Annotated in this window: 13 protein-coding genes and 1 pseudogene; 8 read left to right on the top strand and 6 right to left on the bottom strand. The window is 63.6% G+C overall.

Features of this window, described 5'->3' with window-relative positions; all coding sequences use genetic code 11:
• Window positions 1-6: 6 nt before the first annotated feature.
• Entirely contained in the window at window positions 7-624 is a 618-nt protein-coding gene (locus tag C450_RS03660) for a histidine phosphatase family protein (RefSeq protein ID WP_005040137.1), read from the bottom strand.
• A 161-nt stretch (window positions 625-785) separates the two neighbouring features.
• Between C450_RS03660 and C450_RS22295 the strand changes: the two genes are divergently transcribed.
• Complete coding sequence (locus C450_RS22295; protein WP_005040135.1) at window positions 786-944, top strand: DUF7563 family protein; 159 nt, start codon at window positions 786-788, stop codon at window positions 942-944.
• On the opposite strand, the gene glmM is transcribed toward C450_RS22295, so the two are convergent.
• The 3 genes and pseudogenes from glmM to C450_RS03645 all read right to left on the bottom strand — a co-directional run bounded on the left by glmM (window position 941) and on the right by C450_RS03645 (window position 3,486).
• A complete protein-coding gene (gene glmM, locus C450_RS03655; RefSeq protein WP_005040133.1) occupies window positions 941-2,260 on the bottom strand; it encodes a phosphoglucosamine mutase in 1,320 nt (439 codons plus the stop codon). The genes C450_RS22295 and glmM overlap by 4 nt on opposite strands.
• Before the next feature lie 65 nt (window positions 2,261-2,325).
• A pseudogene (locus tag C450_RS03650) lies at window positions 2,326-3,215 on the bottom strand (ribonucleoside-diphosphate reductase).
• Window positions 3,216-3,318: 103 nt separating this feature from the next.
• Complete coding sequence (locus C450_RS03645) at window positions 3,319-3,486, bottom strand: hypothetical protein (RefSeq protein WP_005040131.1); 168 nt, start codon at window positions 3,484-3,486, stop codon at window positions 3,319-3,321.
• 127 nt (window positions 3,487-3,613) lie between these two features.
• On the opposite strand from C450_RS03645, the gene larB reads away from it, so the two are divergent.
• The 3 genes from larB (at window position 3,614) to C450_RS03630 (ending at window position 4,940) form a co-directional block, all read left to right on the top strand.
• Window positions 3,614-4,390 carry a nickel pincer cofactor biosynthesis protein LarB gene (gene larB, locus C450_RS03640; protein ID WP_005040129.1) on the top strand — a complete coding sequence of 259 codons (777 nt, stop codon included), beginning with the start codon at window positions 3,614-3,616 and terminating at the stop codon, window positions 4,388-4,390.
• Between the two features lie 134 nt (window positions 4,391-4,524).
• Window positions 4,525-4,674, top strand: a complete 150-nt coding sequence (locus C450_RS22290; RefSeq protein ID WP_005040127.1) for a DUF7563 family protein — start codon at window positions 4,525-4,527, stop codon at window positions 4,672-4,674.
• Between the two features lie 23 nt (window positions 4,675-4,697).
• Window positions 4,698-4,940 (top strand): GIY-YIG nuclease family protein, encoded by a 243-nt coding sequence (locus C450_RS03630; protein WP_005040125.1) that lies wholly within the window; start codon window positions 4,698-4,700, stop codon window positions 4,938-4,940.
• Here C450_RS03630 and C450_RS03625 read toward each other — a convergent pair.
• The gene (locus C450_RS03625) at window positions 4,894-6,273 is read right to left on the bottom strand and encodes a TIGR00341 family protein (RefSeq protein ID WP_005040123.1); all 1,380 of its coding nucleotides are present in this window, start codon (window positions 6,271-6,273) and stop codon (window positions 4,894-4,896) included. The genes C450_RS03630 and C450_RS03625 overlap by 47 nt on opposite strands.
• Before the next feature lie 126 nt (window positions 6,274-6,399).
• Here C450_RS03625 and C450_RS03620 point away from each other — a divergent pair, with 126 nt between their 5' ends.
• A complete protein-coding gene (locus C450_RS03620; RefSeq protein ID WP_005040121.1) occupies window positions 6,400-7,809 on the top strand; it encodes a phosphoglucomutase/phosphomannomutase alpha/beta/alpha domain I in 1,410 nt (469 codons plus the stop codon).
• A gap of 284 nt (window positions 7,810-8,093) precedes the next feature.
• Here the strand turns inward: C450_RS03620 and C450_RS03615 are convergent, their stop codons facing one another.
• The gene (locus tag C450_RS03615; RefSeq protein WP_005040120.1) at window positions 8,094-8,861 is read right to left on the bottom strand and encodes an IclR family transcriptional regulator; all 768 of its coding nucleotides are present in this window, start codon (window positions 8,859-8,861) and stop codon (window positions 8,094-8,096) included.
• Between the two features lie 450 nt (window positions 8,862-9,311).
• Between C450_RS03615 and C450_RS03605 the strand changes: the two genes are divergently transcribed.
• The 3 genes from C450_RS03605 (at window position 9,312) to C450_RS03595 (ending at window position 12,761) form a co-directional block, all read left to right on the top strand.
• Window positions 9,312-10,679, top strand: a complete 1,368-nt coding sequence (locus C450_RS03605) for a GntP family permease (RefSeq protein ID WP_049909808.1) — start codon at window positions 9,312-9,314, stop codon at window positions 10,677-10,679.
• Between the two features lie 112 nt (window positions 10,680-10,791).
• A complete protein-coding gene (locus C450_RS03600) occupies window positions 10,792-11,955 on the top strand; it encodes a mandelate racemase/muconate lactonizing enzyme family protein (RefSeq protein WP_005040114.1) in 1,164 nt (387 codons plus the stop codon).
• Window positions 11,952-12,761, top strand: coding sequence for a creatininase family protein (locus C450_RS03595; RefSeq protein ID WP_005040111.1), 810 nt, complete (start codon window positions 11,952-11,954; stop codon window positions 12,759-12,761). The genes C450_RS03600 and C450_RS03595 overlap by 4 nt, the downstream gene beginning before the upstream one ends.
• The last annotated feature ends 16 nt before the right edge of the window (window positions 12,762-12,777 follow it).

The raw sequence follows: 12,777 nt of genomic DNA, 5'->3' as shown, positions 1-12,777 counted from the left end.
ACGATCTCACTCCCGGTAGCTCGTGTCGTTCTCGCGGACGATCTCGAACCCCCCGTTCTGGCCGCCCCGGAGTTCGTTCACCGCGCAGTTTCCCTGTGACTCGCCGGCGATCGATTCCACGTAGTCGATTCCCTTCAGGTGACCGAGCAGCGCGTAGAGCGGGCCGCCGTGGGTGACGATCAACACCGTTTCGTCCCCCGCATCGGCGACGAGACGATCGAACGCGCGGAGCACGCGCTCGCGGCAGTCGAGCAGACTCTCGCCACGCTCGGGGACGGCTTCGAGCGCCGCGATGCCGGACTCAGTGACGGCGAACTCGGGGTAGGTCTCGAACAGCGCCTCGTAGGAGAGCCCCTGATACACCCCGAAATCGCGCTCGCGCCACGCCCGGTCGAAGGTCGGTTCGACATCGACGCCGGCCCCTCGGATCAACGCCGCCGTCTCGCGGGTCCGCCGGAGGTCGGAGGCGACGAGCCGATCGACGTCGTACGTTGCGGCGAGATGATCGCCGAGGCGCGTGGCCTGCTCGCGCCCCTGTTCGGAGAGCGGAACGGGTGCCCAGCCCTGGATTCGTCGGGCCGCGTTCCACGGGGTCTCGCCGTGGCGGACGAGGAGAACGGTCATGACTGTGTTTGGGTGGCTGCTCGAATGAGCGTTGGTATCCCGACCCCCCCGAGCGGAGAGTGGAAACTGGCCGTTCGGTGTTATATGGGTCGTGTTGACACTCGAAAGCGTGAGAGACCGTATCGTGGAGTATATATCCGGTGACGTGGAATCGAAAGCGTATGCCTGAATGCCAGAACTGTGGTGCGTTCGTGACGGCGGCGTACGCCAGGGTTTTCACACCGAGTGAGATCGAGGAGCCCCGGGTGTGCCCGCAGTGTGAGGACAAGATCCGCGACGGCGCGGAAGTCAGGCAAGCGCGGTCGACGCGGCGCGGCTAGTTCTCGGCGTCAACGACGATTTCTCGAACGGTCTCGAAGACCTCCCCAGCACGCGCTTCGTCGCGCGCCTCGGCGGTGATCCGCACGAGCGGCTGGGTTCCGCTCGCGCGCACCAGAAACCACGCGTCCCCGCAGTCGGCGCGGACGCCGTCGAGCGTCCGGACGTCGTCGTACTCCGCGAGCACTCGTTCCTCGACACGTTCCATCACCGCTGCTTTCTCGGTTGTCTCGACGTTCGCGCGTCGGATCGGGTAAGTCTCGATCTCGCCGGCGCGCTCGTCGAGCGAGCGCTCGGCGGCGAGCGCCGCGAGGCGACAGGCCGCGAGCGGACCATCGGGACAGAGGGTCTCGTCGGGCCAGATCCACGCGCCGCTCGGCTCGCCGCCGAACACCACGTCCGACTCGGTCGCACGCTCGGCCACGAACACGTCGCCGACTTTCGTGTGGGTGACCGTCGCCCCGAGCGGGGCGAGTGCGTCGTCGACCGCCAGACTGGTGTCGACGGGAACGGCGACGCGGGGTTCGTCGACATCGCTCCGCGCGACCGCCTCGCGTGCAAACAGTGCGAGCAACTCGTCGCCCGAGAGGAACTCGCCCGCACCGGTGACGGCCCGCAGCCGGTCGGCGTCGCCGTCGTGGGCGATCCCGAGATCGGCGTCGGTCGTCTCCACAAGGGTTCGAAGCGAGCCACAGTTTTCTGCCGTGGGCTCGGAGGGCCGGCCCGGGAACCCGCCATCAGGTTGGGCGTTGAGCGTCTCGACCTTACAGTTCAGGGCCTGGAGCGCGTCGACGGTGACGCCGCCGGCCCCGTTGCCGAGATCGACGATGACCGAGAGTGGGTCGTCGATCGAAACTGCTTCTACGAGCGATTCGACGTGGCGCTCGGCGGCGTCGGTCCGGGTGCGATCGCCGAGCGAGTCCCATGCTTGGAGATCGGTCTCGTCCTCGCGGACGCGCCGAGTGATCGTCTCACGGGCGGCCTCGTCGAACGCCTGGCCGCTCGGCTGCCAGAGCTTGATCCCGTTGTCCGGTGCGGGGTTGTGCGACGCCGTGACCGAGATTCCGGCGTCGGCGTCGTGCCAGCCGACCGCGCGTGCCACCGTCGGGGTGGCTGCGAGCCCCAGATCGAACACATCAGTGCCGGACTCACGGAGGCCGGCGGTCAGCGCGTCGGTGAGGAGCCGACCGCTCTCGCGCGGGTCGCGACCGACCACGGCGCTGTCGGCGTCGATCCCGACCGCCCGGCCGACCGCGAGCGCGAGATCGGCCGTCACCGTCTCACCGACCGGCCCGCGGATGCCGCTGGTGCCGAACATGAGCGTGGTCTGGGAGCGTGCGGGTCAAGACAGTACTGGTGTTCGGCGAGAGTGCGTGCGCGTCGTCACTCCGCGAGCGCGGTCAGTTCCTCGACATCCGGGATTTGCTCGCTCGCCGTGGTGATCTGCCGCATCCGCTGTTCGTGTTTGGTCGTCGCGTACTCGACCAGCTCGGTCGGCGTGACGCCGGGGCCGTCGGGCTCGTGGCTCGGGATCGACGCCTGCACCAGCGGGAGGAGGTCGCCGACGGTTTCCTCGACGACGGCGGGGTCGACGCGCTCGGTCCGGATGAGTGCCTTGAGCTTCGCCATCCCGAACCCGACGTGGCGGCCTTCGTCGCTCCGGATGGACGTGAGCCCGGCGACCAGCCCCGGCAAGTGTGGGAGGTCGGGATACGTGTCCGCATCGAACTGGCGCGTGAGCCCGTAGTACCCCGTCTGAGCGAGGATTCCTTCGACAGTCATGTGGTAGTGTGAGTACGCTTTCGCTCGGTTCTCGGGAGTGTCGTCGTCGAGCAGACGGGCCATCGCGCGTTCGTTGCGCTCGAACAGTTCGTCGTACTCGGCGGGGAACCACCGTTCGTCGGTCGGCGAGGACCGCTCCTGTCCGCGGTCGTCCTCGGCAGGGTGGATCACCTCGCGCCAGTACCGATCGAAGAAGTCGGCGTGTTTGGCCTCCTCGTAGAGCTGGGTCGTGACGAATAACTGGTCCTCGAACTCGTCGAGTGCGACCGCGAGCGGGGCGAGATCGGTCGTCACGGAGTCCTCGCCAGCGCCGAACAGCGCGAGCGTGCGCTTGAGTCCCTCGAAGCCGCCGTCGTCGACCCGGCGATGGCCTCGCGATCCGTCGCGAGATCGATCTCGTGGGGATCCCAGTGTTTCTCGACGGCGTGGCGGTAGTAGTTGAACGCCCGTGCGTCGGTGTCGATGCCCATCGGTGCCTCCATGTCCGACATGACGATACCCAGTACGCACTCCAGCTATACAGCTTCGTGCCTCGCTGGCGTGATGAGGGTGCTGTCGCTCGGCGGGCGAAAAACGTGAAAAGGGGAAACCGAATTACAGGTCGCGCGGCTGGACCGTCTTGCGGTCGTTCTCGTCGGCTCGTCGCGCGGCGTCGTCGAGGAGCTCCGTGACCTCCTCGTCGAGCGCGTCGTAGAAGTCCGACGCAACGTTCATGTCATTGAGCTCTTCTTTCACGGCGGCTTTGACGATCAGGTCTGCCATACGCAGCTTTGTTCCGAAGGGACCTTTATAAACGTTCCCATAATCGTTCGATTCTGGGGTTCTCGACCCGTTTCGCGGTCAAACGAGGAGTCGATGGGGAGTAGTAGTTCGGGCACCGACCGGTGGTATGCGCGAGACGCTCGAAGCGCTCGCAGCGGGCGAGATCTCGGTGACGGCAGCGGAATCGCGGCTTGCAGGCTACGCGACCGGCGAGGCGGGACGGTTCGACGCCGCCCGCGAGCAGCGCCGCGGCGTCCCCGAGGCGGTGCTCGGTGATGGGAAGACATCTGCCGAAGTCGCCGAACTCGTCTCCCTCGCCGTCGAGACGACCGGCCGCGGGCTCGCAACGCGAGTCGATCCGACGACCGCCGACACGGTCGTCAACCACCTCGCCGACGAACACCCCGACGCGACCACGACGTTCGACGAGCGGACGGGCGTCCTCCGGGCGCACGCGGCCGAGTACGAAGCAGCCGACCTCGATGCGATCGTCGGCGTCGTGACGGCGGGGACTGCTGACACCAGACCAGCGGGCGAAGCCGCCGCCGTGGCGCGGGAGATGGGGGCGACGATCGAGCGGGTCGACGACGTCGGCGTGGCCGGGCTCCACCGGGCGCTCGATCGGCTCGACGATATCAGACGCGCCGACGCCCTCGTGGTCGCTGCCGGCCGCGAGGGTGCGTTGCCGACGGTGTTGGCGGGGCTAGTCGACGCGCCGGTGATCGGGCTGCCGGTGGCCTCTGGCTACGGCCACGGCGGCGACGGCGAAGCCGCACTCGCCGGCCTCCTCCAGTCGTGTACAGTCCTGACTGTGGTGAACGTCGATGCAGGGTTCGTCGCGGGCGCACAGGCGGGCCTGATCGCACGGGCGATCGACGCGGCGCGCGATCGAGAGCCCCAGTAGGACGGCGAGTGGTCCGGAGCGACGGCCGATCGGAATCACCGAAAATGCACGCCCAGCGGCCGCTCGGGGAGGATATTTACCGTTCGAGAGCGTATAGTGGATCGTTGACAGCCGCCGCTGTCGACGAGTCCCCCATGCCAGAGTGTGACTACTGCGGCGCGCACGTCTCGGATCGGTTCGAGCGCGTCTTCGCCGACGAACACGGCCGGATCTTCGCGTGCCCCGGCTGTGCGGCGAACGCGGGCATCGCCGAGGCGGCCAAGGAACGAGCGAAAAACGCCTGAGGATAGCCCCCCAAGCGGATCGCGTGTCCCATCACGTCTACGTGATCGAGTGTAGCGACGGGAGTCTCTACACCGGCTATACCACCGACGTCGACCGACGGGTACGCGAACACAACGCGGGCGAGGGCGCGAAGTACACCCGCGGACGGACGCCGGTCGAACTCCGCTACGTCGAGACGTTCGCGGACAAGGGAGCGGCGCTCTCCCGGGAGCACGCGATCAAGCGCCTCTCGCGGGCGGCGAAGGAATCGCTGCTCGGCGAGTGAGCGGCGCTCGCTCGGAAGCCAGTTGTGGATTGGGTCGAAGAGCCGACGCATCGGGGTCGAACGCTCGGCGATCCCGCATGATGATCTCGACCGCCACCGACGTTCCGGTTCGATCCTCGATCGTGTTCGCGAGCGCTCGTGGGAGATCCGGGTACGACCGGTCGGCGGGTTTGCTCACGGTGACGACGACCGAGCGCTGGCCGCCGAGCACGTCCGCACCGACCACCTCGACCGAGAGGTCTTCGAGTTCGACCGCTCCGTACCGCTCCTCGGTGAGCGTGTCGTCGGCGGCGTCGTTGACCGCGCGATCGAACTGGACCTGTGCGACGAGGCCGAGCCCCGAGACGGCGAGCACGGCGATCAGAACCGCGAGCGCGATCGCCACCGGGGCGAACCGTCGGCGACCCCCGTCGTCGCCCCAGGTCCCCGGCCGGTAGCCGAGGTAGCCGAGCGCGAGAAAACCCGAGAGGTTGACCGTGACGGTGTTGACCACGAGCAGCGCAAGTGCGCCGAGCGCGACCGCAGGCAGCCCCCACGCGACCCCGATCCCGACCGCCGCGGCGGCCGGGATGAGCGCGGCCGCGATCATCACGCCGACGAGCGCCTCCGAGAGCCCGGTCGAGAGCCCGAACGCGCCAGCAGTCCCCGCACAGATCGCCACCGCGAACGCCAGGAGACCGGGCGAGGTGCGCTGGGCGACCTGGGCGACGTTCGCGACGTCGAGACCCGTCGGAACGACCCCCGTGGTTTCGAGCGCGAACCCGAGGACGATCGCGGCGACGATCGCCGCCGCCAGCCCGCCGGTCTGCGAGCGGAGTCCGAGCCCGATCAGTTTCCGGTCGTTGAGCGCCATCCCGACGCTGGTCATCATCGCCGAGCCGACCTGTGGCGCGATCACCATCGCGCCGACCACGATCGCCGCGGAGTTGAGGAGGAGGCCGGCGGCCGCGACGACCGCGCTGAACACCGTCATCGCGTAGTAGGTCACGGGGTTGCGGTGCATGTCGAGCGCCTTCGCCCGGATCTCCTCGTGAGCGACGCTGTCGTCCTCTTCGACGCCCGCAACGAAGCGATCCTCGAGTTCGGTGTAAGTGGCCGTCTTCGCGGTCTCCGCGTCGGCGATCACGGTGTAACGCCCGTCGTCGAACCCCGCGTCACGGAGTTCGCGGAGGACGTACTCGACAGCCTGCGTGGGCAAGGGAAACTCCACCAGCGTCGACGAGTCGCGCTCGCTCGCCTCCCGGGTGACGACGCGATCGATGTTCTCCTCGCGGAGCACGTCGAGGACCGTCTCGCGCTCGTCGTCGGGGACGATGAGCTTGATGAGCCGCATCGATAGGGAGAGTGTGATCCGCCGCCGAATAGTCGTTGGCAATGGCGACTGCGACCATCCCGAGCGCTCACCGCCAGCAGCCGCGTCTGACGAGGGACTTTTGTTCGCGGGGCTGACAGCCAGCATATGGATGCGATCTCGTTCGGCACCGACGGCTGGCGCGCGACTCTCGATACCTTCACCGCGCCGCGGGTACGGATGGTCGGCCAGGCGGTCGCCACCCATCTCGACGAGGCGGGCCACGACGCGCCGGTGGCAGTGAGCTACGATGCCCGCGAAAGTTCGCGAGGATTCGCCGAGGAGCTCGCGCGGGCCCTCGCAGCCAACGGTTTCGACGTCCTCCTTCCCGAGCGCGATCGTCCAACCCCGCTGCTCGCGTGGGCGATCGTCGATCGCGATCTCGCGGGCGGACTGATGGTCACCGCCTCCCACAACCCCCCCGAGTACAACGGCGTGAAGTTCATTCCCGACGACGGCGCGCCCGCGCTTCCCGACGTGACCGAGCGAATCGAGGCCAACCTCGCCGAGCCCGACCCGCTCCCCGAGGACGAGTGGGGCACAGTACAGGAAGTCGATTTCGTCGACTCACACGCAGACCACGCGCTCGACCTCGTGGCCGACCGGACGGGCGGCGACCGCGACAGCCTCCTCGACGGCGTGACGGTGGCCTACGACGCGATGTACGGCAGCGGGCGGGGCGTGACCGACGCGCTGCTCGAACGTGCGGGCGCGGACATCGATCGACTCCACTGCGAGCAGCGCGACGACTTCGGCGGGACGCCACCGGAGCCGAGCGCCGAGCACCTCGACGAGCTCGCCGAGCGCGTCCGGACGGGCGACGCCGCCCTCGGGATCGCGAACGACGGCGACGCCGACCGGCTCGCCGTGGTGACGCCAGAGCGAGGCTACCTCGACGAGAACCTGTTTTTCGCCGCGATCTACGACTACCTCCTCGAATCGGACACTGGCCCGGCCGTCCGCACGGTCTCGACCACGTTCCTGATCGACCGGATCGCCGAGGCCGGTGGCGAAGACGTGATCGAGACGCCGGTCGGGTTCAAGTGGGTCGCGGAGGCGATGGGCGAGGCCGAGGCCCTGATGGGCGGCGAGGAGTCGGGTGGGTTCTCGATCCGCGGCCACGTCCGCGAGAAGGACGGCGTGTTGCTCGCGCTGCTCGCGGCGGCCGCCGCACAGGAAACACCGCTCGACGATCGAGTAGACCGACTGTTCGACGAGCACGGCGCGATCCACCAGGCGAAGATCAGCGTCGACTGCCCCGACGACGAGAAGGCGCGCGTCCTCGACGATCTGGAGGGCGAGCTGCCAGAGCGGGTCGCGGGCGAGTCGGTCGCCGAGGTCGTCACGAAAGACGGGTTCAAGATCCTCCTGGAGAGCGGCGCGTGGCTCCTTGCCCGGCCGAGCGGAACTGAACCCGTCCTTCGGGTGTACGCTGAAGCCGATAGTGAAGAACGGGTCGACGAACTGCTCGATGCCGGCCACGACCTCGTCGCACCGCTCGTATCTGCGGTCCGTTGATCTTCACGCAGGACACAGCCAGATGCGGGTTTTAGGGCACTATCTCGTGTAAAAGGAGCAGTCACCGATGTCCGTCGAGCACGACGAACGTCCCGTTGCTCGGAGACGATCGGTTCGATTTCTTCTGGACGACAGGGTGGCTGTGAGCGCTCTTTCATTCGCTGAGACCACTTCGAGGTCGCTCATCGTGGCAAGCGGCTGTCCGTCTCGGGCGTCAAGCGGCAGCGGATTCTTCTCGTCAGCGTCACTTCGCGCGTTCGGCCTGCATGTAGTTACAGTACGAGTCATTCGTAGTACTGGTTCCGAACTTCGATTTCGTTTTTCACGTACTCCAGAGAGCTGAGGAGTTCGGTAAGGTACGACGACTGAAACCGATTTCGCGGTCCTGTCAGTCCCACCGAGGCGATGACATCGTCCTCAGTGTTGAAGACCGGTACTGCAACCCCTCGCACACCTCGCAGATGTTCTTCGTCATCGACTGCGTATCCCTGCTGACGGATCCGTTCGAGTTCATCGCCGAGCGCGTCCCGGGTCGTAAACGTCCGCTCAGTACCACGAGGGAGGTCATGGCGGTCGACGATCTCGGAACGTCTTGCGGCTGGGAGATGAGCAAGGAGTGCTTTGCCAAGCGATGTCCAGTGCAGATAGCTGTGTTCGCCGATAGGGATCTTATCGCCAGCAGCCATCTCACCGGCACTACGGAAGAGCATGACCCTTTGACCCCGCTCTTCAGTTGCGGCTCCCGCGATTTCACCCGTCATCGAAGCGAGTTCGTCGACTTTCTCGTCCAATAGCTGTGCAGCCTCACAGCGCTGTCTGATAGCACCAGCATCCGCTAAGAACCGAAGCGAACGCCGATATGTCGTGTCGTTCTTCACTAGATATCCCTGCTGAAGGAGTGTGTTCAGGTGTGCGAAAACGGTACTCGTAGACATATCAAGCTCCTCGGTAATCTCCGAGACGCCCGCAGGCTCTATATCGCTGAGAACGCCTAAAATGTCGAACGAGGTTTCGACTGCGCCGATCGTCTTTTGTTTGGGATCATCTGACATGGATTCGTCTGCGTTCTATTCTGCAAAAAGAGTTCTCTTTCCTGTCGATTCTTCTTTCGATCATATCGAAAGATTCCTGCCCGCCACCAGCCACCGGCTATATAATTTCCAGTTGTCAGTTCTGTGCGAAACGAGGGAGTCGTTCTCGAAGTACGCTCTCTACGGGTTTATTGGAGGGATGGAGATGGCCCCCAAAGACGATTTACCGACAGTGAACAGCCTTGTGTTGACCAACTGTATCCACAACTGAGCCATCATTTCTCCATGTCGAATGGGGAAACGGCCTCGATGGAATGAATTTTCCATCATATCCGGCACCGTCTTTCGATTGTCGAATATCTCGTTCGGATCTGCTTTTTCCCATTATCAAAACGAAAATCCCCATGATTAGACGAAATAAACCCAATATGGAAGAATAACTTTATAATTGTCCAGTATAATTGTGAGGGCATGGCATATCCCCCTGGTCCACTGATAGCGTTCGCAGTTGGCTTAGCAACGACGGTGTTACTTCTCGTCCGGCTCAAAGTACCCGCGTTCCTTGGGCTCATCATCTCGACGTTCATCGTTGGGTTGGTAGCGCCCGAGGTTCCGCTCGGAGATGTAGCATCGGAAACCGCAACTGCGTTCGGAGATACGCTCGCGAGCGTCGGGATCCCCATTCTGATGGCTGCGGTCATTGGAAAGACGATGCTGGAAAGCGGTGCTGCAGAACGCATTATCCGTGCGTTCACGTCCCTCACGGGTGAAGAGAACGGTGAGTACGCCTTGTTCGGCAGCGGATTCGTGTTGGCAGTCCCCGTCTTCTTCGGTAACGTGTTCTACTTGCTTGCCCCGCTTGCCCGCTCGATGCGTGCTCGAGTCGGACATAGCTACTCACTGTTCATCGTCGTCATCTGTGCCGCAGCCGCGACGACACACGTCTTCGTGCCACCGACACCGGGCCCACTCGCAGTCGCGGGTGAGATCAACGCGAACCTTGGGACGACGATCCTCATCGGGTTGATGATTGGCATCCCGACAGCAATCCTCTCGGGGCTCGTCTATGGCAAATTCATCTCGAAACGCCTCGATATTCCCCTCCGTGACACGATGGGGACAACGACCGAAGAGTTGAAAGACATCTCGGAGCAGTCGACTTCCAAACTGCCTGGTGTGCTAGAGGCCTCCCTCCCCATCGTGCTTGCTATCGTGCTAGTCGGTGCTCAGACCGTCACAAGCACGTTTCTCTCGTCCAATGCGTGGTTCGTTTCTGCTTTTTCCTTCATTGGAGACCCGAACTTCGCGCTGACTGTCGCAGCGATGGCCTCGGCCGTCACGTTCTATCGAATGAAGTCCCTCGACAGAGAAACGTGGGCCGACCAGCTGACAGAGGCGCTGAAAGAAGGGGGTAACATCGCTGCGATCGTTGCTGCTGGCGGAGCATTTGGTGGGATGCTCGCCGCGGCTGGTGTTGGCAGTTATATCTCCGGCGTACTGCAGGAAGTCGGACTGGGACTCCTCGTCACTGCGTGGATCATCGCCGCTGCGGTCCGCATCGCACAGGGCTCCGCAACTGTCGCTATGCTGACTACTGCTGGGATCGTCGCTCCGCTGGTGGGACAGCTAACGGTCAATCCAGCGTACCTCGTCATGGCTATCGGTGCCGGTGGAAACATCTTCTCGTGGTACAACGATGGAGGATTTTGGATCATCACCGAGATCGGCGGACTCAAGCAGTCAGAGGCGTTAAAGACGTGGACTGTCGTTACAACGCTGATCGCTGTATTCGGGCTGATCTTCACTCTCGGCCTCTCGACGGTGATGCCTCTCGCATGATGGACAGCTACTCGGGTTCAGGGAGAGTCCACCCCCACTGCTGTCAGCGTTCGTCACCTCTGTCCCGAACACCAAACCAAACGTCAACCGACCCAGACAAACCCAAACGATCATGAAAATCACAGACATCGAAGCGTTCGCAGTCAATGTTCCGCTCGTTCCGTTCGAAGACGGTGGCATCGGTCCGTATGTAACCAATCACAACTCGCTAACGGACATGGACCGAATCCTCGTCAGAGTCGATACTGACGAGGGTATCTCCGGCTGGGGAGAAGTTCGCGTGTTCCTCACGCCAGAAGCAACCGTCTCTATCATCGAAGAGGGGATTCGTCCGCTCGTCGTCGGTCAGTCACCGTTCGAGCTGGAAAAGCTTCGACGACAGGTGTTCATCGAATACGCCAACGCGGACATGTTCTTCGCACCAGTCGAAGTCGCATGCTGGGATATCGTCGGCAAATCGCTCGAAAAGCCGATCTACGAACTACTCGGGGGCTGGACGGCACCCAGTCAGACCGATATGAAACATCGTGGTCACCAGGACGATTACGCAGACGCCCACGAGATCGAGGTTGCGTACTGTCTGGGGATCCTCTCGCCCGAACAGTCCCGACAGCGGGCCGCCGAGGTACTCGATCAAGGATTCTCCGTGTTGAAGACGAAAGCCGGTCGTGATTGGAAGGAAGACGTTGCCCGGATCAAGGCGATGCACGACGAAGTCGATGGTGAGCTAGAGTTCCGTCTCGATCCGAATCAGGGCTGGACCATCGACCAAGCGATCCGTGTCGGTTCGAAACTGGCCGACGCTGGCATCTATCTCCAGTACATGGAACAGCCGATTCGAGTCGATGCCCACACGTCCTTGGCTAGCTTGAAGAACCAGACGGGGCAGCCACTGGGACCGAACGAGGACACGTACATCCCGCACAATCTGCGCCGACTTATCGACGCAGGAGCCATCGATGTCGCTGTGTTGGACCTGACGCCCGCTGGTGGACTCGCGGGACTGCGCCAGCAGGCAGCCATCGCAGAAGATGCAGGTATCCCGATAGCACACCATTGCGCGTTCGACCTTGGTGTGAGAACGGCAGCCATCCTGCATGCCGTCCACGGGATTCCAGGCTTTTCGCTCCCCCCAGATTCGGTTTACTACGGCTGGGAGGACGACATCACGGTTGATCCCTTCGACAGTACCAACGGAACGCTTCGAGTGCCACAGAGTCCGGGCCTCGGTGTCGAAGTCGACCGGAGCACCATCGAGGAGTATCGTATCGCATGATCCATTCGACCCCCATGCTGGACCGAGAGGTTTCGTTCGGCGCGCAGACTGCGAGTGCTATCTCGGCTATCGGAGCTACGGACGGGTCAGTGCTCGTCGTTCCGGTCGGAAGCACCGAACAACATGGGAAGCATCTCCCAGTCATGACCGACACGCTGCTCGCAAACAGCGTGGCGATAGAAGGGACGAAACGTGTCGTCGACGAAATCCCGGTCTTGGTCGCGCCACCGGTCTGGACCGGTTACTCGCCCCACCATCTGTCGCTCGGTGGAACCCTCACTGCGGACTTCGAGACCCTTCTCGACGTGCTTCGTGATGTGGCCGACGCAGGACTTGCAAACGGCTTCGACGCACTGGTTCTGGTGAACGGTCACGGTGGTAATACGCCGCTTATCGATGCTGCAGTCTCAGAAATCGGGCACGAGCACCCCGAAGCCGAAGTTCTCGGTCTCACGTACTTCGAGCTCGTGACAGAGCTTGTCGACGAGGTGCGTGAAAGCGACAGCGGTGGAATGGCTCACGGCGGTGAGTTCGAAACGTCGGTGATGTTGCATCGCTATCCGGAGCTGGTCGATACCGACGAGATGCCCGCAGCGTACTTGGAGGAGTGCTACGATCTCGGCGACGATGATCTCGTTGCTGGTGGCCCCCTCTCTGTGTATCGGCCGTTTGAGCAGTATTCCGACAGCGGTGCGATTGGCGATCCGAGCGTGGCAGAAGAGGACACTGGAAAACGACTCTTCGACGCTACTACCGAAGCGCTTGCAGAGTTTCTCGTGGAGGTACACGAAAAGAACAGTGACTGAGTCGACAGGACGGCAG

Source organism: Halococcus salifodinae DSM 8989 (assembly GCF_000336935.1).
GTDB classification, from domain to species: domain Archaea; phylum Halobacteriota; class Halobacteria; order Halobacteriales; family Halococcaceae; genus Halococcus; species Halococcus salifodinae.
The sequence above is the reverse complement of the archived record's forward strand: the minus strand, read 5'-3'. Positions and strand labels throughout refer to the sequence as shown.